The organism is Streptomyces sp. NBC_00620, assembly GCF_026341825.1.
GTDB lineage: Bacteria > Actinomycetota > Actinomycetes > Streptomycetales > Streptomycetaceae > Streptomyces.
This window is the reverse complement of record NZ_JAPENY010000003.1, coordinates 677,905-698,980: the sequence shown is the minus strand read 5'-3', so window position 1 is coordinate 698,980 and position 21,076 is coordinate 677,905. Positions and strand designations below refer to the sequence as shown.

16 protein-coding genes are annotated in these 21,076 nt (G+C 69.9%); 11 read left to right on the top strand and 5 right to left on the bottom strand.

The window, feature by feature from the left end:
• Positions 1 to 72: 72 nt before the first annotated feature.
• Both panD and OG246_RS34435 read left to right on the top strand, forming a co-directional pair.
• The gene (gene panD / locus OG246_RS34440) at positions 73 to 492 is read left to right on the top strand and encodes an aspartate 1-decarboxylase (protein WP_266472464.1); all 420 of its coding nucleotides are present in this window, start codon (positions 73 to 75) and stop codon (positions 490 to 492) included.
• Positions 493 to 524: 32 nt separating this feature from the next.
• Positions 525 to 869: a GNAT family N-acetyltransferase gene (locus OG246_RS34435; RefSeq protein ID WP_266472462.1), complete on the top strand. Its 345-nt coding sequence runs from the start codon at positions 525 to 527 to the stop codon at positions 867 to 869.
• Between the two features lie 434 nt (positions 870 to 1,303).
• On the opposite strand, the gene gndA is transcribed toward OG246_RS34435, so the two are convergent.
• Positions 1,304 to 2,743, bottom strand: a complete 1,440-nt coding sequence (gndA, locus tag OG246_RS34425) for an NADP-dependent phosphogluconate dehydrogenase (RefSeq protein WP_266472457.1) — start codon at positions 2,741 to 2,743, stop codon at positions 1,304 to 1,306.
• A 257-nt stretch (positions 2,744 to 3,000) separates the two neighbouring features.
• On the opposite strand from gndA, the gene OG246_RS34420 reads away from it, so the two are divergent.
• Positions 3,001 to 4,221 (top strand): transglycosylase family protein, encoded by a 1,221-nt coding sequence (locus OG246_RS34420; protein WP_266472454.1) that lies wholly within the window; start codon positions 3,001 to 3,003, stop codon positions 4,219 to 4,221.
• Here OG246_RS34420 and OG246_RS34415 read toward each other — a convergent pair.
• Positions 4,211 to 5,398 carry a DMT family transporter gene (locus OG246_RS34415; RefSeq protein WP_266472451.1) on the bottom strand — a complete coding sequence of 396 codons (1,188 nt, stop codon included), beginning with the start codon at positions 5,396 to 5,398 and terminating at the stop codon, positions 4,211 to 4,213. The genes OG246_RS34420 and OG246_RS34415 overlap by 11 nt on opposite strands.
• 210 nt (positions 5,399 to 5,608) lie before the next feature.
• On the opposite strand from OG246_RS34415, the gene OG246_RS34410 reads away from it, so the two are divergent.
• The 7 genes from OG246_RS34410 (at position 5,609) to OG246_RS34380 (ending at position 17,192) form a co-directional block, all read left to right on the top strand.
• Positions 5,609 to 6,343: a (2Fe-2S)-binding protein gene (locus OG246_RS34410; RefSeq protein ID WP_266472449.1), complete on the top strand. Its 735-nt coding sequence runs from the start codon at positions 5,609 to 5,611 to the stop codon at positions 6,341 to 6,343.
• A 121-nt stretch (positions 6,344 to 6,464) separates the two neighbouring features.
• Positions 6,465 to 7,616 (top strand): glycogen synthase, encoded by a 1,152-nt coding sequence (gene glgA / locus OG246_RS34405; protein WP_266472447.1) that lies wholly within the window; start codon positions 6,465 to 6,467, stop codon positions 7,614 to 7,616.
• A gap of 82 nt (positions 7,617 to 7,698) precedes the next feature.
• On the top strand, positions 7,699 to 8,919 hold the full coding sequence (gene glgC / locus OG246_RS34400) for a glucose-1-phosphate adenylyltransferase (RefSeq protein WP_266472444.1): 1,221 nt from the start codon (positions 7,699 to 7,701) through the stop codon (positions 8,917 to 8,919).
• 190 nt (positions 8,920 to 9,109) lie between these two features.
• Positions 9,110 to 11,710 carry a PA14 domain-containing protein gene (locus OG246_RS34395; RefSeq protein ID WP_266472441.1) on the top strand — a complete coding sequence of 867 codons (2,601 nt, stop codon included), beginning with the start codon at positions 9,110 to 9,112 and terminating at the stop codon, positions 11,708 to 11,710.
• Positions 11,711 to 11,761: 51 nt separating this feature from the next.
• Positions 11,762 to 14,080, top strand: a complete 2,319-nt coding sequence (locus OG246_RS34390) for a GH92 family glycosyl hydrolase (protein ID WP_266474927.1) — start codon at positions 11,762 to 11,764, stop codon at positions 14,078 to 14,080.
• 157 nt (positions 14,081 to 14,237) lie between these two features.
• A complete protein-coding gene (locus tag OG246_RS34385) occupies positions 14,238 to 15,581 on the top strand; it encodes a wax ester/triacylglycerol synthase family O-acyltransferase (RefSeq protein WP_266472439.1) in 1,344 nt (447 codons plus the stop codon).
• Between the two features lie 114 nt (positions 15,582 to 15,695).
• Positions 15,696 to 17,192 carry an SDR family NAD(P)-dependent oxidoreductase gene (locus OG246_RS34380; RefSeq protein WP_266472437.1) on the top strand — a complete coding sequence of 499 codons (1,497 nt, stop codon included), beginning with the start codon at positions 15,696 to 15,698 and terminating at the stop codon, positions 17,190 to 17,192.
• Positions 17,193 to 17,207: 15 nt separating this feature from the next.
• Here OG246_RS34380 and OG246_RS34375 read toward each other — a convergent pair whose 3' ends face one another.
• The 3 genes from OG246_RS34375 to OG246_RS34365 all read right to left on the bottom strand — a co-directional run bounded on the left by OG246_RS34375 (position 17,208) and on the right by OG246_RS34365 (position 20,350).
• Positions 17,208 to 18,809, bottom strand: coding sequence for a serine hydrolase (locus OG246_RS34375; RefSeq protein WP_266472435.1), 1,602 nt, complete (start codon positions 18,807 to 18,809; stop codon positions 17,208 to 17,210).
• A 26-nt stretch (positions 18,810 to 18,835) separates the two neighbouring features.
• Complete coding sequence (locus tag OG246_RS34370) at positions 18,836 to 19,690, bottom strand: SDR family oxidoreductase (RefSeq protein ID WP_266472432.1); 855 nt, start codon at positions 19,688 to 19,690, stop codon at positions 18,836 to 18,838.
• A gap of 78 nt (positions 19,691 to 19,768) precedes the next feature.
• Positions 19,769 to 20,350, bottom strand: a complete 582-nt coding sequence (locus OG246_RS34365) for an HD domain-containing protein (RefSeq protein WP_266472429.1) — start codon at positions 20,348 to 20,350, stop codon at positions 19,769 to 19,771.
• 491 nt (positions 20,351 to 20,841) lie between these two features.
• Between OG246_RS34365 and OG246_RS34360 the strand changes: the two genes are divergently transcribed.
• Positions 20,842 to 21,015, top strand: a complete 174-nt coding sequence (locus tag OG246_RS34360; protein ID WP_266472427.1) for a hypothetical protein — start codon at positions 20,842 to 20,844, stop codon at positions 21,013 to 21,015.
• The last annotated feature ends 61 nt before the right edge of the window (positions 21,016 to 21,076 follow it).

Here is a 21,076-nt window from a genome sequence, read left to right as displayed (position 1 = left end):
TGGTTGTAGGGTAGGGAACGGCCCTTGACCTGCAATAACGCAGGCAGGGAGCCTTGATCCGGGAGTGCCTTCATGCTTCGTACCATGTTCAAGTCCAAGATCCACCGAGCCACCGTGACCCAGGCCGACCTGCACTACGTCGGGTCCGTCACCATCGACGCCGACCTGCTGGACGCGGCCGATCTGCTGCCCGGCGAGCTGGTCCACATCGTCGACGTCACCAACGGCGCTCGCCTGGAGACGTACGTCATCGAGGGTGAACGCGGCTCGGGAGTCATCGGTATCAACGGAGCGGCGGCCCATCTCGTGCACCCCGGTGATCTGGTGATCATCATCAGTTACGCTCAGGTCTCGGACGCCGAGGCGCGGGAACTGCGGCCGCGGGTCGTGCACGTGGACCGCGACAACCGGATCGTGGCCCTGGGCGCCGACCCGTCCGAGCCGGTGCCGGACTCGGACCAGGAGCGCAGCCCGCAGGCCGTGGTGGCCTGACCTCACCAGAGGCAATCGAGGAAGTGGTGCCCATGAGCGACATCGAGATCCGCGACGACCGGGCGGGCGGCCGCCTGGAAGCGTTCGCCGGGGACGAAGTGGTCGGCCACATCGAGTACTTCGTCCTGGAAGCCCCCGGGCGCGCACTCGTCCCGGTGCACACCATCGTGGAACCCGAGCACGAGGGCCAGGGCATCGCGGGCTCCCTCGCGCGCGAGCTGTACGCCATCGCCGCGCGCGAGGGCACTGTCGTCGCGCCGCTCTGCCCGTACGTCGTGAAGTGGGCGGCACGCCACCCCGAGGAGGCTCCGGCGGCCGACCCGGAGCTGCTGACGGCGGCGATGGATTGGCTCGAGGCGCACCCGGGACGCTTCTGACCTCCGGGTGTCCCCGATGCCCGGGCCGGTCGGCTCGCTCTGCTCCACCTGGTCGCCATCCCTCGCGCGACGGGGTGAGTGGGTGCGCGGGGGCCGGGTACGCGTGGGAAAAGTCCAGGGCCGACGTACCGACTGGCTGGAGGACACCATGACGCACCCGTTTCCCGACCCCGTGAAGCCGGGCCCCACTCCGGGCCCGGGCCCCGACCGCCCGCAGCCCTTCCCGGATCCGGTGCCGAAGCCGGGCCCGCGCCCGTCTCCGTCACCGGAGCCCTACCCGTCGCCGTCCCCGATCCCGCAGCCGCCGGGCCCGGACCCGGTGCCGGAGCCGGAACCCCAGCCTGGACCGCTGGCCTAGAGCACGGGCCGTAGCCCGAAAGACCGGTGGCCCGGTGCGGGGTTCCGCACCGGGCCACCGTCGTACGCGATCCCGCTCAGCCAGCCACCTCGGACCGGTCCCCGCCCCACAGCGTGTGGAACGAGCCCTCCCGGTCGGTCCGCCGGTAGGTGTGCGCGCCGAAGAAGTCACGCTGGCCCTGTGTGAGGGCTGCGGGCAGGCGCTCGGCGCGCAGGGCGTCGTAGTAGGCGAGGGCCGCGCCGAAGCCGGGCGTGGGGACGCCCTGACGGGTCGCGGCGACCAGCACCTCGCGCCAGTCGTCCTGCGCGGCGGCGATCTCCTGCGCGAACGTCTCGTCGGACAGCAGGCTCGGCAGGTCGGGCCGGGTGTCGTACGCGGCGCGGATACGGTCCAGGAAGGCCGCCCGGATGATGCAGCCGCCTCGCCAGATGGAGGCGACGGAGCCGAGGTCGATGTTCCAGTCGTACTCGTCGCTGCCCGCGGTGATCTCGTGGAAGCCCTGCGTGTACGACACGATCTTCGACGCGTACAGCGCCTGCTCCACCCGGTCCGCGAAGGCCGCGGCCTCGGACTCGCCGAGCGCCGTCGCCTTGGGCCCGGCGAGACCCCGCGAGGCCTCGCGGAGCGCCGCGTGGCCCGAGATCGAGCGGGCGAAGACCGCCTCCGCGATGCCGGACACCGGAACGCCCAGGTCCAGCGCGATCTGCACGGTCCAGCGGCCCGTGCCCTTCTGCTCCGCCTGGTCCACCACCACGTCGACGAAGGGCTTGCCCGTCGCCGCGTCCACGTGCGACAGGACCTCGGCGGTGATCTCGATCAGGTAGGAGTCGAGCCGTCCCGTGTTCCAGGTGCGGAAGATGTCCGCGATCTGCGCGGGGGAGTAGCCGGCCACGTCACGCAGCAGTTGGTACGCCTCGCCGATCAGCTGCATGTCCGCGTACTCGATGCCGTTGTGCACCATCTTCACGAAGTGCCCGGCACCGTCGGGACCGACATGCGTCACGCACGGGGACCCGTCGGCCGCCTTCGCGGAGATCTTCTCGAGCATCGGACCGAGGGAGGCGTACGACTCGACCGAGCCGCCCGGCATGATGCTCGGGCCGAGCAGCGCGCCCTCCTCACCGCCGGAGACTCCGGTGCCGACGAAGTGGAGGCCCAGCTCGCGCAGTTCACGCTCCCGGCGCCGGGTGTCCGCGAAGTGCGCGTTGCCGCCGTCGACGATCATGTCGCCGGGCTCCAGGAGCGGGGCGAACTCCTGGATCACCGCGTCGGTCGGCTCGCCCGCCTTCACCATGATCACCAGGCGCCGCGGCCGCTCCAGCGCCGCCACGAACTCCTTCGCGGTCTCGGCCGCCACGAACTCGCCCTCGTGACCGAACTCCTCCACCAGCGCGTTCGTCTTTGCCACGGTGCGGTTGTGCAGCGCGACGGTATAGCCGTTGCGCGCGAAGTTGCGGGCGAGATTGCGCCCCATGACCGCGAGACCCGTGACGCCGATCTGGGCTGAAGTGCTCATACGGTTGGCTCCCATAGCTGCTGTAATCATCAATGCCGTCCTGCCTGCCAGTATTACGCCACTCCATGATCCGGCGTCGGCGCACCCCGGCTTGGCAGTGTTGTGTACGCAGCAGAGGCCCCAGTCGCCTCATTGGCCGTGCAAGCGCGGTGGATTCCTGGTCACTTGAGGTGATGGGTCGGCTGATTGCCCTCTTGTCATGGCCTGTTCGCAGCGCTTACTTTTGCCGCTCCTGAGCATGTTGAGGGGGCTCCTTCATGGCCGTACGCGGCCGGCACCGCCGGTATCAGCCGAACAGGATCAACCGCGCCTCACTCACTGTCACGGCCGGCGGCGCAGGTATCGCGCTCCCGCTCGTCGGAACCAGTGTCGCCCACGCGGCCGACGTGGGCACCTGGAACAAGGTCGCGGCCTGCGAGTCCAGCGGCAACTGGAGCATCAACACCGGCAATGGCTACTACGGCGGGCTGCAGTTCAGCCAGTCCACCTGGGAGGCCTACGGCGGCAAGGCCTACGCGCAGCGCGCGGATCAGGCCACCAGGGACCAGCAGATAGCCATCGCCGAGAAGGTGCTCAAGGGCCAGGGGCCCGGCGCCTGGCCGGTGTGCTCCGTCCGTGCCGGTCTGACCCGGGGCGGCGACACCCCCGACATCAGCCCTTCTCCGGCCACTTCGCAGAGCGCCAAGAGCGCCCAGGGCACCAAGCGCTCCGTGCAGGACGTGAAGCCGCAGACCACACCCCAGTCCCAGGCGGGCACCGCCGAGATGTACACCGTCGTCCGCGGCGACACGCTCTCCGGCATCGCCGACTCCCGGGACGTCCAGGGCGGCTGGCAGAAGCTGTACACGGCGAACCGTACGACCGTGGGCTCCGACCCGGATCTGATCCTCCCCGGGCAGCGGCTGAGCCTGCGCGGCACGGCCGCCACGACGGACACCGGGGGCGCGTCCGCTTCGACGCCGACCACGACCAAGAAGCCCACCGCGACTCCGAAGCCCAAGACGACTCCGAAGCCCGCTCCGACCCAGAAGGCCGCGACGGACAAGGCGTCCTCCACCACGACCGACAAGGCCTCCGGTCTCGTCGCCCCGGTGAACGCCTCCACCGGCACGCCGTACCACGCCGCCGGATCCTCCTGGTCGAAGGGCTACCACACGGGCGTCGACTTTCCCGTGGCCACCGGCACCTCCGTGAAGTCGGTCGCGGCCGGCAGTGTCGTCAGCGCGGGCTGGGGCGGCTCCTTCGGCTACCAGGTGGTCGTCCGGCACGCCGACGGCCGGTACACGCAGTACGCCCACCTGTCCGCGATCTCCGTGAAGGCCGGGCAGAGCGTGACGGGTGGCCAGCGCATCGGACGCTCCGGGTCAACCGGCAACAGCACGGGCCCGCATCTGCACTTCGAGGTGCGGACGGGGCCCGGCTTCGGTACTGACGTCGACCCGGTCGCCTACCTGCGAGCGGGCGGGGTCAGGATTTGACTCGGGTGCGGTGGTGGCTCACGAACGGCAGCGGTACGTAGGGCCCGCCGTACATGGGGCTGTAGTAGGGCACTTGGTCCGGCGGCTCCGTGTCCTCAGACGCGGTCTCCGCCGTCGCGACCGTCGTCATCGGACCCGGTGGACCCGGTACGAGGATGTCTTCGCGGCCCCCGGCGCCGGCCTGCCCGGGAAGCCCCGCGAGCAGCTCTTCGACGGCTGATCCGGAGGCTGACCCGGTGTCCGAGAGAGCGGAGGGGCTCGCGGCCGCCAAAGGGACCGGGACCGCCGGCTCAGCCGTGCCAGGAGCCGATCCGGCCTCGAGCCCCGCCGGTGCCGCCGTGCGCCGAGTGCCGCCGATCTTCTCCGTCGTGAGCAGGATCAGGCCACCTGCGGCGACGACCCCGCAGCCCAGTGCGAGAGCGGTGCCCGTCGTGCCGTAGCGGAAGGTTTCGCCGAACATCGTGATGCCGACGGCTGCCGCCATGACGGGGTTCACGACCGTCAGTGTGGCCAGCGGTGCCGCGAGACCGGCGCCCTTGTAGGAGGCCTGCGACAGCAGCATGCCGGCCGTCGCGAAGACGCCGATCACGACGAGGCTGGGCAGGTCGGAAAGCGAGACCTGGTTCGTCCAGTCCACCGCGACCGTCTTCGTGAACACCGAGGACATACCGAAGGCGATACCCGCCGCGACCGCGAGCAGCACACTGCGCACGGCCGGATGCCGGTGCGCGGCGCGTCCCGCCAGCATCAGCGCCACCACGGCGCCGCCGGTCACCACGGCCAGCACCACGCGCTCGGTGCTGCCCAGGGACTGCGAATCGGAGGAGCCGACCAGCGACAGCAGGCCCGCGAGACCCACCGTGGCCATGATCGCGCCGCGCCAGGCGGTCGCCCCGGCCTTGCGGCCGACGAACAGGGCCGCCATGGGAAGGGCGAACACGATGGTCAGCGCGCCCAGCGGCTGCACCAGGCTCAGCGGGCCGTAGGCGAGCGCTGCCACGTGCAGCAGTCCGCCGAGGCCGTTCAGCGCCACGGCAGCCCACCAGATGGGCCTGCGCAGCGGTGCGTAGGTCTGGTCGGGGGAGGTCACCGCGACCTGCTCCTGCACGATCGCTCCGCCCGCATACGCGACGGCGGAGACGAACGAGAGCAACACGGACAAAGCGAGGGCACTCATGAGTCCCTCCTCTGCGTACGGCGGGGGCGCTGGGCCCGTCGCGACGAACGGTCGGCTTCCATGGTGACTACGATGCCCCGCAAAACTGTTCGCGTCGTCGTACCTGAGCAGGCATTGGGTCCTACTGCCGATGGAGTACGAATCGCCCTCTGTCATACCCAAGGTGGGCGACACGGGACCCGGACCCGCTGGTGGTATCCCCTAGGGGCCTTGGTACTACTGCTCTTCGTGGACCTCGACCCCCAACTCGCGGCGCTCGGCCCGCTCGGCGGCTTCTTCGTACTACGCACCGGCGTACCGCCGCGAGGCCCCCTGCCCACGCTCGCGCAGGCCTATACGGCATCACGATTCGACACCCACAAAGAGGTTTACGCGGATCCGATAACTTTCCGCATTCATAAAGTCACGCAGAGTATCCATGCGCCCGAGCCGCGGATCGCCGTGTCCGTGGCGCACCAGGCCCTCGCCGCCCGGCTGTGGTCGGTCGCGCTGGGCGCCGCCGCGCTGTACGGGCGGCTGCCCGACCTCGACCCACGGCTGCTGCACTGGGATCCGGACGGCAGCGCTCCGGACGACCTGTGGCTGTCCGAGGTGCGCCCGCTGCCCGCCACGGCGATCGGCGAGGTCGTACGAGCCGGTCATCTCGCCCCCCTGGCGGCGGTCCTGCGTTCCCGGTACCGCATCTCCGCAGGTCTGTTGTGGGGCAACGCCGGATCGGCCCTGGCAGGAGCCGTGCGCCAACTCGACCGCTGGGCACAGGCCAACGGCCGTACGGAGGTGGGTGACCGGGCCCGTACGCTCGCCGCCGACCTCTTCGCCCACCCCGACCTCTCCAACACCCTCGACCCCACCACACTCCGGCGCCGCAGCTGCTGCCTCTACTACCGACTCCCCGGAGGGGGACTCTGCGGCGACTGCTGCTTCACCCGACCGCCAGAGCATTGACGGCAACCGCGTTCATGAAACCCCCGAACGGGAAAGCCTCGTTGGGGACAGCCGTGCTCTTCCCCATCCGCCCCAGGTGAGTGACCATGAGGGGCACCGGCCGCTACGACAGGGGTTCTGTGTGCGAGTTGGACTGCTGACCAGGGAGTACCCGCCGGACGTGTACGGCGGGGCGGGCGTCCATGTCGAGTTCCTCGCCCGGGAGTTGCGGGCCCTCACCGAGCTGGACGTGCACTGCTGGGGCGAGGGCGCCGGGAGCGGCGTCGTACGCCACCGCCCCTGGCCCGCCCTCGACGGCGCCAACGACGCCCTGCGCACCTTCTCCGTGGACCTCTCCATCGCCGCCGCCCTCGAAGGCCGTGAGCTCGTCCACTCGCACACCTGGTACGCCAACCTCGCCGGCCACTTCGGCAAGCTCCTGTACGGCATACCGCACGTCATGACCGCCCACTCGCTGGAGCCGCTGCGCCCCTGGAAGGCCGAGCAGCTCGGCGGCGGCTACGCCCTCTCCAGCTGGGCCGAGCGCACCGCCATCGAGGCCGCCGACGCCGTCATCGCCGTCTCCGGTGCCATGCGCGAGGACATCCTCACCTGCTACCCCGCCCTGGACCCGGCCAAGGTGCGTGTCGTGCACAACGGCATCGACACCGCCCTCTACCAGCCGGACCACGGCACGGACGTCCTCGACCGCATCGGCATCGACACCGGCCGCCCGTACATACTCTTCGTCGGCCGCATCACCCGTCAGAAGGGCGTGCCCCACCTGCTGCGCGCGGTAAGGGACATCGACCCTGCCGTACAGGTGGTGCTGTGCGCGGGCGCCCCCGACACCCCGGAGATCGACCGGGAGTTCCGCGACCTCTTCCAGGAGCTGAGCGGCGTACGCGACGGGGTGCACTGGATCCCGCAGATGCTGCCCCGCCCGGATGTCATCCAACTCCTCACGCGCGCCGCCGTGTTCGTCTGCCCCTCGGTCTACGAGCCGCTCGGCATCGTCAACCTGGAGGCGATGGCCTGCGGCACGGCCGTGGTGGCGTCCCGGGTCGGCGGGATTCCCGAGGTCGTCGAGGACGGTGTGACCGGCGTCCTGGTGCAGGTCGAGGGGGACTTCGAAGCCGGTCTGGCACGCGCCCTCGACTCGGTGCTCGCCGACCCCGAGGCCGCACGGCGCATGGGCGAGGCCGGGCGGGAGCGCGCGGTGCGGGAGTTCGGCTGGGACGCGGTCGCCCGGCGCACCGTCCAGTTGTACGAAGAAGTCCTCAAACCGGGGTAACCATCGGACAGGCGCAGTTCAGCAACAGGGGCCAGGCTCCGCGAGGAGAGTTTGGCCCGACCGTGTTCAGAGGGGCGGCGGCATGCGGCGCGGTGGACCTTCGGTGCTGGGAATCGTACTTGCGGGTGGAGAGGGCAAACGGCTCATGCCTCTCACCGCGGACCGCGCGAAACCCGCGGTCACCTTCGGCGGCACATACCGCCTGGTCGACTTCGTACTCTCCAACCTCGTGAACGCCGACGTCCTGCGCATCTGTGTCCTGACGCAGTACAAGTCGCACTCGCTGGACCGGCACGTGACCACGACCTGGCGGATGTCGAGCCTGCTCGGCAACTACGTCACGCCCGTCCCCGCCCAGCAGCGGCTCGGCCCGCGCTGGTACCTGGGCAGCGCGGACGCGATCCTGCAGTCCCTCAACCTGGTGCACGACGAACGGCCCGACTACATAGCGGTGTTCGGCGCCGACCACGTCTACCGCATGGACCCGCGGCAGATGCTCGCCCAGCACATCGAGGGCGGCGCGGGTGTGACCGTGGCGGGCATACGGGTGCCGCGCACCGAGTCCTCGCAGTTCGGCGTCATCAGCCCGGGCTCCGACAACCAGACGGTGCAGGGTTTCCTGGAGAAGCCCGCCGATCCGCCGGGCCTGCCGGACGATCCCGAGTCCGTCTTCGCCTCGATGGGCAACTACATCTTCACCACCAAGGCCCTGATCGAGGCGCTCCAGCGGGACGCCGAGGACGAGCACTCCGTGCACGACATGGGCGGCTCGATCCTGCCCATGCTCACCGACCGGGGCGAGGCGCAGCTGTACGACTTCAGCGACAACCACGTGCCCGGCGAGACCACCCGGGACCAGGGCTACTGGCGCGATGTCGGAACTCTCGACGCGTACTTCGACGCCCACATGGACCTGATCGCCGAACGCCCCGCCTTCAACCTCTTCAACCGCAGCTGGCCCATCTACACCCACTCCGGGCAGTTGTCGCCGGCGAGATTCAACGCCGGCGGTATCGCCAGCGAGTCGATCATCAGCGCCGGCTGTCTGATCCGCGGGCAGGTCACCAGGTCCGTGCTCTCGCCGGGCGTCGTCGTCGACCCGGGGGCCGTCGTACAGGGCTCGATCCTGCACGACAACGTCCACATAGGGCGGGGCGCGGTGGTGCGCGGCGCGGTCCTCGACAAGAACGTCGAGGTGCCGCCCGGCGCGACGATCGGCGTCAACCCGGACCGGGATTCGGAGCTCTACACGGTCTCCAAGGGCGGAGTGATCGCCCTGGGGAAGGGCCAGCGCGTGTCGTAGGCGCCTGACAACGGCCTTGGTGGGTGGACGATCACCCGCCAAGGCCGTTGCCGTGTCCGTTGTCATGTCAGTCCGTTGTCATGTCCCTGGACAGGAAACGTTTCCCGTGCTGTCATGCCAACTGCCGTTGATGACAACGTTGTACCGCCTGAGCAAGAGCCGCCACACCCGTCCTCAACGAGGAGGATCCGTGCGCATCAGACGACTCAGAGACCGACTCGCCTTACTGCTCGCCGGGGCCCTGGGCCTCGCCGGTCTGACCGCCGTACCCGCGTCGGCCGACGATCCCGTGGAGATCCACGGGCTGAAGGGCGACTACTACACCCAGTCCGCCCCCGGCGCCTTCGACTTCCACGAGCTCAAGGCCACCGGCTTCGACCCGAACCTCGACTTCGACAACCTGGAATCCCGCCTGAAGTCCGCCACAGGCCAGGACAACGATGTCAGCGTCCGCTGGACCGGCCAGATCGTGCCCGAGAAGACCGGTCTCACCACGTTCTCGGTCATCGGCGACAACGGCTTCCGTCTCTGGATCGACGGCGAACTCGCCATCGACCACTGGGTCGACGACTGGGACCGCGAACAGACCGCCGAACCCGTCGACCTGACAGCGGGCCAGGCCTACGACTTCAGACTCGAGTACTTCGAGCACTACGGCGGCTCCAACCTCCACCTGCGCTGGACCGAGCCCGGCGGCAGCAAGGTCGCCGTCCCGCAGTCCGCGTTCCGCCTGCCCGACGGCTACGACTACGACGGCGCCGTCGCGACCACGGTCCTGGCCGACGGCCGTACCCTCAGGCTCGACTTCGCCCATGACCTCCTCGCGCCACCGGCCACCGTCACCGACCACCTCGAAGCGGTGATCGGCGGCGCCAAGTGGCCCTTGAGCGCAGCCGAGTTGGACCCCGCCGACCCCAAGGCCCTCCTGGTCACGCTCAAAGAGCCCGTCGTGGGCAACAAGACCGGTACCGCGCGCGGCACCGCGGACGTCCGCTACGACGGCCAGGGCGGACTCGCAACGGCCGGCAAGCCGATCGGCGCCTTCTGGAGCAGCGGCCCCAACCACTCCACGTACGAACTGCGCACCCCCTGGGCCGACGAGGTCGGACCGGACAACGCGCTCCCCGAGTACCCCAGGCCCCAACTGACCCGCGACGCCTGGCGGAACCTCAACGGGCGCTGGCAGTTCGCCGCGGCCACGGCGGGCGAGCAGCCGCCGGTGGGCAGGAACCTGGGTGAGCGGATCCTCGTTCCATACCCGGTCGAGTCCCAGCTCTCCGGTGTCCAGCGGCACGAGGACCGCATGTGGTACCGCCGCACCTTCACCGTCCCCGCCGACTGGAAGGTGGGTTCCGGCAAGCGGCTCCAGCTCAACTTCGGCGCCGTCGACTGGCGGTCCGAGGTGTACGTCAACGGCGTCAAGGTCGCCGAACACCAGGGCGGCTACGACAAGTTCAGCGCCGACATCACCGACGCGCTGAAGCCCGGCCGCACCCAGGAACTCATCGTCGGCGTGTACGACCCGACCGACTCGGCGAACGGCGAGAACCCTCCCCTCGGCAAGCAGCGCCTCGACCCCAGCGGCATCTGGTACACCCCGTCCTCCGGCATCTGGCAGACGGTGTGGATGGAGCCCGTCGCGGCGGACCACATCGACTCGCTCAAGCTCACGCCCGACGTCGCGAACGGCCAACTCGCCATAGAGGCGAGGGGTGTTCGGGACGGCCTCGCGGTCACGGCAACGGCGTACGACGGAAAGAACAAGGTCGCGACGGTGAGCGGCCGCACCGGACAGCCACTGACACTGAAGATCGCCGATCCGCGACTCTGGTCCCCGGACGACCCCTTCCTCTACGACCTCAGGGTGACCGTCGGCGGCGATCGTGTCGGCAGCTACTTCGGTATGCGCTCGATCGCGGTGGAGAAGATCGACGGCACCCCGCGCACCGTCCTCAACGGCGAGCCCGTCTTCATGATGGCCACCCTCGACCAGGGCTTCTGGCCCGACGGCCTGCACACGGCACCGACGGACGAGGCCCTCGCCTACGACCTGAGGATGCACAAGGAGCTGGGCTTCAACGCCGTACGCAAGCACATCAAGGTGGAGCCCGACCGCTGGTTCTACTGGGCCGACCGGCTCGGCCTGCTGGTCTGGCAGGACATGCCTGCGATGACCGCCGGGGTGAACCCGGACGCCGCGGCCCGCGCCGAGTACGAGCGCGAGATGAAGCAGCTGATCGACGAGCACATCAGCAGCCCGTCGGTGGTGATGTGGGTGACCTTCAACGAGGGCTGGGGGCAGTACGACGAGGCCCGTATCGCGGACCAGGCCAAGGCCTGGGATCCGACGCGGCTGGTGAACGGCATGTCGGGCCTCAACCTGGGGGCCGACGGAGGCACCGGCGACATCATGGACGAGCACGGCTATCCGAGCCCCGCGCTGCCACCCGCCCCCGACGGGAAACGGGCCCTGGTCACCGGCGAGTACGGCGGCCTCGGGCTCGCGGTACCGGGGCATGCCTGGTCGGTGCAGCAGTCGTACGTCGACGTGGACCCGGCGACCTACACGGACGACTACCTGGCCCGGCTCGACGAGGTGCGCCAACTGGCCTGCCGAGGATCCAACGGCGCCGTCTACACGCAGATCTCGGACGTCGAGGGAGAGCTCAACGGGCTCCTCACCTATGACCGCAAGGTCATGAAACCGGACGTCCAGCGGGTGAGGGCCGCGCACCAGGCACTGATCCGTGACGCGTCCCGGGCGACCCCGGCGGGCTGCCCCAGTTCCTGACGTCACGACAACGGAGGTCTCCCCTTGAGTCCCATGAATCCTGTGAGTCCAATGAGATGGGCCCGGCACCTGCGCCTGCTCATGGCGGGGGCGGTGGCAGCGTCCGCGCTGTTCGCCGCCCCCGCCGCCCAGGCCGCCGGGCCCAGCGCCGGTCGACTCACCCATCTGGTCAACCCGTTCATCGGCACGGAGAACGACGGCAACACCTACCCCGGTGCCGCCGTGCCCTTCGGCATGGTGCAGTTCTCCCCGGACACCGGACACAACACGGGCTACGACTACTCCCAGAACCACATCCGCGGCTTCTCCCTCGTCCATCTGTCGGGCGTCGGCTGCGGGCTCGGAGGAGACCTGCCCGTCCTTCCGACCACCGGCGACGTGACCGAGACGGACTACGGCCGGTATCAGGCCGAGTTCAGCCACGACACGGAATCCGCGAGCCCCGGCTACTACAAGGTCGGCCTGAAGACCGGCATCGACGCCGAGCTGACGGCCACCGCACGCACCGGTGTGCAGCGCTACACCTTCCCGGCCACGGACAAGGCCAACGTCCTGCTCAACGCGGGACAGTCGCTGCACAGGACGGTCTCCACCAAGGTCGAGATCCTCGACGACCGAACCGTGCGCACCGCGATCACGGGCAGCGGCTTCTGCCAGGACACCAAGCCGTACACCGTCTACACGATCACCCGCTTCGACCGGCCGTTCACCACCTACGGCACCTGGGACGGCGAAACGGTCACCACCGGGTCCCAGGCCGGGCGTGACGGCGCCTTCGTCCGCTTCGACACGACGAAGGACCGCACGGTGGAGGCGACCACCGCACTCAGCTACGTGGATGCCCGCGGTGCGGCGCTCAACCTCCGCTCCGAGGGCGGCCGTTCGTTCGACACCGTCCGGGGCGAGGCCGACCGCACCTGGGAGGACCGGCTGAACGACGTACGCGCCCAGGGAGGCACCGACACCCTGCGCCGCACCTTCTACTCGTCCCTCTACCGGTCCTTCCTCGCGCCCAACATCGGCAGCGACGCCGACGGCCGCTACACCGGCTGGGACCAGAAGGTCCACCGCGCAAAGGGCTTCACCTACTACCAGAACTGGTCGCTGTGGGACACCTACCGCACCCAGTCGCAGCTGCTCTCCCTGCTCGCGCCGCGTGAGGCACGGGACATGGCGATCTCCGTGATCAAGATCGACGAGGAGAGCGGCTGGCTGCCCAAGTGGGGTTACGGCACCGTCGAGACGAACATCATGACCGGCGATCCGGTCACCCCGTTCCTGACCAACGCCTACCAGCAGGGTCTGCTCAAGGGGTACGAGGAGCGGGCGTACCGCGCGCTGAAGAAGAACGCCGACGGGGTGCCGCCCGCCGACTCGTCGGCCGTGGGGCGCGAGGCCAACAAGGAATACATTGCCAACGGCTTCGCGCCCTACGTCAAGGACCGCCCGCACGCGAAGCCCGGCGACTCGGACTACGACCACGGTGCGTCCGCGACCTTGGAGTACGCACTGTCGGACGCCATGCTCGGCGCGATGGCGCGGGACCTGGGACATGACGCCGACGCGGTGCGGTACGCCGCCCGGTCCGAGAACTACCGGAAGATCTACGACAGTTCGACCGGCTTCTTCCGTGCGCGTGACGCGTCCGGGGCCTTCACGGGGCCGGCCGACCCGGCCCAGAGCGAGGGATTCCATGAGGGCACGTCCTGGCAGTACCAGTGGCTCGTACCGCAGGACCTGCCGGGGATGGTCGACCTGATCGGCGGCAAGCAGGCGGCCAACGACCGGCTCGACTCCTTCTTCGCGTACCAGCAGCTCCTTCAGGACCCGGCGAAGACCGCGCGGGAGGTGTGGGTCAACGGTCCGTACGACTACTACAACGCGGACAAGTACAACCCGCAGAACGAGCCCGACCTGATCGCGCCGTACACCTATCTGTCGACCGGTCAGCCGTGGAAGACGACCGACGTGGTGCATGCGGCGTTGACCCTGTTCACAGACGCGCCGACCGGAATGACCGGCAACGACGACCTGGGCACGATGTCCGCCTGGAACGTCCTGTCGTCGATCGGGATCTTCCCGGTGCAGCCCGGCTACGACACCTGGGGCCTGTCGACGCCCGTATTCGAGCGGATCGACCTCACACTCGACCGGCGCTACTACCCGCGCGGCGCTCTGACGGTGACCGCTCCGGGCACCTCGGACAGTGACCGGTACATCCAGTCGGCCCAGGTGAACGGATCCTCGTACGGCCGTACGTACCTGACGACCGACGCGCTCCGGGGCATCGGCTCGCTGGCCTTCACGGTCGGCGATGAGCCGTCCGAGTGGGGGACGTCCGCGGAGGCGGCCCCACCTGCGCTGAACTGACCTCAGGAGTCACACGGGTCCCGCCTCTCCCACCGGGGCGGGACCCGTGACTGGACTTAATCTGCTGTTAACTGAGCGTAGCTTGATCGTACTTGACCGTAATCACCTGTCCGGGTTTGACTGCTTGCTCACCCGTCGTCGACGCGAGAGCAAGCCTTTGACCTCCGACCTGCTCGCACCACTCGACCTGGCGTTCTGGAACATCGAGTCCGCCCAGCACCCCATGCACCTCGGCGCCCTGGGTGTCTTCACGGCCCACTCGCCCACCGCGGGCGCGCACGCCGCCGACCTGCTGGCGGCCCGCGCGGCCGGGGTCCCCGGGCTGCGCATGCGGATCCGTGACGTATGGCAGCCGCTGGCCTTCCCGCTCACCTTCCCGCCGGCCTTCGGCGGCGCGACCCGCGAGCCCGCGCCCGACTTCGAGCCGCTCGACCACGTGACACTGCACGCGCCGACCGACGACTTCCACGCGGAAGCGGGCCGCCTCATGGAGCGCCCGCTGGAGCGAGACCGGCCGCCGTGGGAGGCGCATGTGCTGCCCGGCGAGGACGGCGTGTCGTTCGCCGTGCTCTTCAAGTTCCACCACGCACTGGCCGACGGGCTGAGGGCGCTGATGCTCGCGGCCGCGATCATGGACCCGATGGACCTGCCGGAACCCCGCCCGCGCCCCGCCGAGCCGCCCCGAGGGCTCTTCCCGGACGTCCGCAAGCTGCCTGGCCTGGTCCGCGGCACCCTCTCCGACGTGGGCCGGGCCCTCGACATCGGCGCCTCGGTCGCCCGCGCGACCCTGGGCGTACAGTCGTCGCCCGCCCTGACCTCGGAGCCCACCGGCACTCGGCGTACCGCGGGCGTGGTGGTCGACCTCGACGACGTGCACCGCGTCCGCAAGACCGTCGGCGGCACCGTCAACGACGTCCTGATCGCCGTCGTCGCGGGCGCCCTGCGCCGCTGGCTCGACGAGCGCGGCGACGGCAGCGAAGGCGTCGCACCCCGGGCCCTGATCCCCGTCTCCAAGCGCCGCCCGCGCACCGCGCACCCACAGGGCAACCGGCTCTCCGGGTACTTGATACGGCTTCCGGTCGACGATCCGGATCCGCTCGGACGGCTGCGCGCGGTCCGTACCGCCATGGACCGCAACAAGGACGCAGGGCCCAACCGGGGAGCGGGCGCCGTCGCGCTGCTCGCCGACCATGTGCCGCCGCTCGGGCACCGGATCGGCGGACCCGTCGTCGGCCAGGCGGCCCGGCTGCTCTTCGACATCCTCGTCACCAGCGTGCCGCTGCCCAGCCTCGGCCTGAAACTCGGCGGCTGCCCGCTCACCGAGGTGTTCCCGTTCGCCCCGCTCGCCCGCGGCCAAGCGCTCGCGGTGGCCGTCTCGACATATCGCGGGCAGGTCCACTACGGGCTCGTGGCCGACGCGGAGGCCGTCCCGGACCTGGACGTGCTGGCCCGTGCGCTGACCGAGGAGGTGGCGGCGCTGAACGCCGCTTGCGCTCCCTGAGAACGCCGGTGATCATCGCGGGTTTGGTACCACGGGCGATTGCTCCGTAAAATTCCGCCTTCGAAAGCGAGCGCGGTTCGAGCGCGGCGCGGAACCCGAGGAACGGCAACGGCGATGACGGTGACAGAGGACAGCCAGGCGACCCCCGCCGGGTACACGGCAGAGGTCGCGGAGGCGTCGCAGGGGCCCGGCATCGACCCGGAGCGGCTGGCCGTCTGCCTCAGCGTGCTCGACGAGCTCGACAAGATCGACGTCGACCACCCCGACGCCATCGCCGTGCGCCGCGCCACGGCGGGCGTCTACCGGACGGTCAAGCAGCGCCGCCGTCAGGACCGCCGCGCCGCCAAGACCGCCCACGACAAGGCGGTCACGGAGTCCACGGCCACCGGCTCCGCCCAGCGCATCGACGACGAGACGGAAGGCATCCTGCCCTCCTCCGTGACCGACGCCGGCGAGATCGCGGGGATACTCCAGCGCCCGCGCTCCTGCTACATCTGCAAGAAGCGGTACGTCGAGGTCGACTACTTCTACCACCAGCTCTGCCAGGAGTGCGCGGCCGAGAACCGCACCCGCCGCGACGCCCGTACCGACCTCAGCGGCAAGCGCGCGCTGCTCACCGGCGGCCGCGCCAAGATCGGCATGTACATCGCGCTGCGGCTGCTGCGGGACGGCGCGCACACCACGATCACCACGCGCTTCCCGAACGACGCGATCCGCCGCTTCAAGGCCATGCCCGACAGCGACGAGTGGATCGGCCGACTGAAGATCGTCGGCATCGACCTGCGCGACCCCGCCCAGGTCGTCGCGCTCGCCGAGTCCGTGGCCGCCGAGGGCCCGCTCGACATCCTGATCAACAACGCGGCCCAGACCGTACGCCGCTCACCGGGCGCCTACAGCGAACTGCTCGCCGCCGAATCGGGCCCGCTGCCCACCGGTGAGCTGCCGCCCGCCGAGGTGATCGGCACCTTCGGCTCGGGCGCCGTGGCCGCGCTCCCGGTCGCCGGGGGCGGCGCGCTGACCGCGAAGGAGGTCACCGACCTCGCGCTGGTGTCCGGCTCGGCGTCCCTGGAGCGGATCGCGGCCGGTACGGCGATCGACGCGGGCGGGCTGGTCCCCGACCTGCACGACACCAACAGCTGGATCCAGTCCGTCGAGGAGGTCACGCCGGTCGAGCTCCTGGAGGTCCAGCTCTGCAACTCCACCGCGCCGTTCATCCTCATCAGCCGCCTGCGCGGGGCGATGTCCGCCGCCGACGCCAACCGCACGTACATCGTGAACGTCTCCGCGATGGAGGGCGTCTTCAACCGCGGCTACAAGGGCGCGGGACACCCGCACACCAACATGGCCAAGGCCGCCCTGAACATGCTCACGCGCACCAGCGCCCAGGAGATGTTCGAGAAGGACCGCATCCTGATGACCGCCGTCGACACCGGCTGGATCACCGACGAACGCCCGCACCCCGACAAGATGCGCCTCGCCGACGCGGGCTTCCACGCCCCGCTCGACCTCATCGACGGCGCGGCCCGCGTGTACGACCCGATCGTCCGCGGTGAGCAGGGCGAGGACCTGTACGGCGTGTTCATGAAGGACTACGCGCCCGGCAAGTGGTAGACGGCAGGACAGGCCCTAGGAGCGGGTGAAGGTGCCCAGGCCGTTCTCGTCGAAGGCCTCGATGGTCACCTTCCCCGCCTTCGCGCCGTCCGAGTCGGTGGTGAAGGTGACGCCGGACAGGCCGGTCGCGTTCTCGCCGACCGTTTCGAAGCTGAACGTGTCGCCGTCGAAGTGCGTGAGCCGGAAGGTCATCGGTTTCGGACCGAGGCTCATGGTCAGTTCACCGTTCTTCGCGGCCGTGACGGTGAGCGGGCCGTAGAAGTCGTTGTCGTAGGTGCCCGTGTACGTGTCGTCGGGCTGGGCGTCGGCCGCGTCCTCGGGGGGCTTGGTGTAGTCGGTGGGGGAGCGGCCCGCCTCCTCTCCCTGCTGGTACACCTGTGCGGCCAGGGAGAGCCAGTCGGCCGTGGGCTTGCCGTACTGGGCGGTGTCGAAGAAGTCGAGCGCGACCGAGTCGGCCAGCCCCACGGGCTCTCCGTTGGTGAGCACCGTGATGCCGAGCTCCTCGCCGGGCAGCAACGACACGTTGGTGTTCGCGCCGAGTGCGAAGGCGCCGGAGTGGCTCAGGCGCAGCCGGCCCTGGTCGTCGTAACTGACGTTCCAGCCGAGGCCGTAGAAGCCGGTGCGGCCCGCCGGGGCATGCGGGGGGTTGCTGACGATCTCGGGGAGGTGGGTGCGCTCCAGCGGGTCGGCAGGGATGATCTGCTCGCCGCCGAGCTTGCCGTTCGCGAGTTGCAGCCGCATCCAGGTGGCCATGTCACGGGCCGTGGAACTCGCACCGCCCGCGGGCGACTGGGCGTCGGCGTCACGGACGTACTTGGCGTCCCAGGAGCCGTCCGCGGCCTTCACATGGGTGACTGCCTTGTCCTTGGCCTGGTCGTAGTCGCTGAAGAGGGAACTGGTGGAGTTCATGCCGGCCGGGCCGTAGAGCGTTTCCTCGGAGAGCTTCTCCCAGGTGGTGTCGTTCGCGTTCGCGACCGCCTCGCCCGCGGCGGTGACTCCGAAGTTGGTGTACGCGTAACTGGCGCGGAACGGCGAGAGCGGCTCGTACTTGAGATGCTCCAGGATGTACGTCCGGTCGTAGCCGAGGTCTTCGAGGAGGTCTCCGGAGTGGTCGGGCAGGCCGCTGCGGTGCGAGAAGAGGTCGGCGACCGTGACGTGCTCGGTGACCCACGGGTCCTTGAGCGCGAAGCGCGGCAGCTCTCCGGCCACCGGGTCGTCCCAGCCGATCGTCTTGTCGCCGACGGCGCCCGCGACCACGGTCGAGGCCAGCGGCTTGGACAGCGACGCCAGCTCGAAGACGGTGTCCGGGTCGACGGCTCCGGACTGCCCGACCTCACGGTCGCCGAAGCCCTTCACGTAGACGACCTGATCCTTGTAGACGACGGCCACGGCGACGCCGGGGACCCCGGTCTTCTTCATGCCGTCCTGGATGACGCGGTCTAGCGTGGCGACGGCGTCGTCCACCTTCGCCTGTGTGAGCTGCGGGGGTGGCTGAGGCGGCGGAGCCGCTGCCGCGGCCGAACCGGAGGCCGCATAGCTCGCGGAGAGCAGGGAGGCCACGGCTGCTGCGATCAGCGCCGTCCTTTTCTGGGTTCTCGCCTGTCGCCGAACACCCATGTTCACCATTCAACGCGCGGTCGCGGTCATTGTCCTGCCGAGCCGGGGGGACCTGCCGGAGCGGAGGGCCCCTGGACACCGGGTGCCCGTGTCCGCAGCCGCTCCTGCACCGCCAGGCTGTCGGGGGCGCCGGTGTACGCGGCCCTGACCCGGGTCCCTCCGTCGACCAGCAGATCGGCACCGGTGATCCAGCCGGCCGCGTCCGAGGCCAGCCAGGTCACCGCCCTCGCGATGTCCTCGGGCCGCCCGATACGGCCCAGCGGAAGGCCGGCCCCCAGCTCGTCCTCGGCGTGCTCCCACACGAAGCGGGCCATCTCGGTACGGACGAGACCGGGGGAGACGGAGTTGACCCGCACCTTGGGGGCCAGCTCGCCCGCCAACTGCTGGGTGAGGTGCAGCAGGGCGGCCTTGCTGGTGCCGTACGCCCCCACGTTGGGGCCGACGTGCCCCGCGCCCTCGGTGCAGACGTTCACGACCGTGCCGCCGTGCTCGCACATCCACGCCCGCCAGGCGCACTGCACCAGCCGCAGCGGCGCCCCGACATTGACCTCGAACGCCTTCCGCCAGCGGTCCGGATCGGCGTCCATGAGGGGGCCGTACGGCTCGTTGGTCGCCGCGTTGTTCACCACGACGTCGATCCGCCCGAACTCCCGCAGCGTCAGCTCGGTCAGCTCCCGCAGATGCACGGGGTCGGCGACCGAACCCGCGAGCCCGATACCCCCGAGCCGTTCGGCGGCCAGGGCCACCGCGTCCGGATCCCGAGCGGTCACGCACACCCGCGCCCCCGCTCCGGCGAGCGCCTCCGCGACGGCAAGTCCGATCCCGCGCGATGCCCCGGTGACGATGGCGGCCCTGCCCTCAAGACCGTACGGCGACATCATCCGCGTACGGTCTCATGACGGGCCGTCAGCCAACAGCCCTCAGCCGACGGTCAGTCGGCCGTCACAGGCCTCAGCCGGTCACCAGCTCCGACCTGTGGGCCGATACCCCGCCCCCTGCCGTGAGTGCTGGGCCGCCACGAGCTCCAGCACCGTACGCCAGTCCTCCAGGACCCCGGCGTCGAGGCCGACCACCTTGCCCGCGTCGTCCGCCTGCCGCAGCGTGACCGCGTCCTCGGCGAACGGATCACGCTCGAACGCGGCCGCCTCCCGAGGCGTCATCGCCCCGCCCTGCACGGTGAGGGTCAGCGAGCTCTGCGCGGACAGCCCGCGGCCCGGCGAGGCCGTGGCCAGATACCGCTTCGCCGGCACATGCAGTCGTACGAGGTGGGAGACCCGTTCGCCGAGAAGCGGCCGCACCGCGTCGGCGGCGTGGTCGGCGTGACCGGCGTCGTCGCCCGGCCTGAGCAGGTGACCGATGTCGTGCACCAGGCCCGCCACCTGGAGTTCCTTGTCGGCGGGATGACCGCGGCGCAGCAGCGCGGCGGTCTGCAGGGCGTGATCGTGCAGGTCGACCGGGTCGCCACTGCGGTCCGGGGTGTCCCAGGCCCCCCGGCAGGCATGCAGCAGATCCATCAGCTCCTTGATGCTGCGCAGCTCCATGCTTCAGTCCTCCCGCGAGAAAGGCCGTTGCCGAGAATCAGCAGATCATGGCGTTCTTGCGAATCGGCCAACGGGATCTGAACTGCGCACCGTGTTCGGCCGTGACCGTGATGGCCGCCGGCATCCCTCCATCCACAGTCGGTATTGAGCCGAATGGGTGGCGGTAAAGAGGGCGTAATGTTTCAAATCGCCGCAGATCGGGGCCTGGTGGATGCTGATTGACGCGAGACAGTTACCTCGATTTTTCAGCCCCATCGAGCGGACCCCCGCTCATTTGGTTACTCTGTACCGGACGGACAGCGACACGGGGTTCCACCCACACCCACAGTCCGTCACGGGACAAGCCGGTCATCACGGCCTGCTCTCACACGAGTTACCGGCGCCACCGCGTCCCTAACTGCCTTCGACTCAGACCCGAGTGGACGTCAGGCGACCGGCAGTTGACTGGCCTTGTGCGTCCCAAGGGTGACCCGACACATAAGGAGTGCGCGGTGACACCGGAGAAGAATCGCGATCAACGCCCCAGTGAACTCACGGAGGGCGCGGGCCGTCGGCCCGAGAAGAAGCTCGGCAGCCTCGACGTGTGGGCCAGGTCGGCCCCGATCCGCCTGGCGGGCTACGAGGACGACCTCGCCGAGCCGCACATCCTGCCCAGCGTCGACTGACCCTGGCAGAACTCATCGCGATCCCCCCGGCAGGACCCATCGCGAACCCTGACAGCATGGG

Coding starts and splice junctions, on each gene's coding strand:
- OG246_RS34375 (WP_266472435.1), bottom strand. CDS start 18,809: ATGGGTGTTCGGCGACAGGCGAGAACCCAGAAAAGGACGGCGCTGATC.
- OG246_RS34380 (WP_266472437.1), top strand. CDS start 15,696: ATGACGGTGACAGAGGACAGCCAGGCGACCCCCGCCGGGTACACGGCA.
- OG246_RS34390 (WP_266474927.1), top strand. CDS start 11,762: ATGAGATGGGCCCGGCACCTGCGCCTGCTCATGGCGGGGGCGGTGGCA.
- OG246_RS34435 (WP_266472462.1), top strand. CDS start 525: ATGAGCGACATCGAGATCCGCGACGACCGGGCGGGCGGCCGCCTGGAA.
- OG246_RS34370 (WP_266472432.1), bottom strand. CDS start 19,690: ATGATGTCGCCGTACGGTCTTGAGGGCAGGGCCGCCATCGTCACCGGG.
- glgC (WP_266472444.1), top strand. CDS start 7,699: ATGCGGCGCGGTGGACCTTCGGTGCTGGGAATCGTACTTGCGGGTGGA.
- OG246_RS34420 (WP_266472454.1), top strand. CDS start 3,001: ATGGCCGTACGCGGCCGGCACCGCCGGTATCAGCCGAACAGGATCAAC.
- OG246_RS34415 (WP_266472451.1), bottom strand. CDS start 5,398: ATGAGTGCCCTCGCTTTGTCCGTGTTGCTCTCGTTCGTCTCCGCCGTC.
- OG246_RS34365 (WP_266472429.1), bottom strand. CDS start 20,350: ATGGAGCTGCGCAGCATCAAGGAGCTGATGGATCTGCTGCATGCCTGC.
- panD (WP_266472464.1), top strand. CDS start 73: ATGCTTCGTACCATGTTCAAGTCCAAGATCCACCGAGCCACCGTGACC.
- gndA (WP_266472457.1), bottom strand. CDS start 2,743: ATGAGCACTTCAGCCCAGATCGGCGTCACGGGTCTCGCGGTCATGGGG.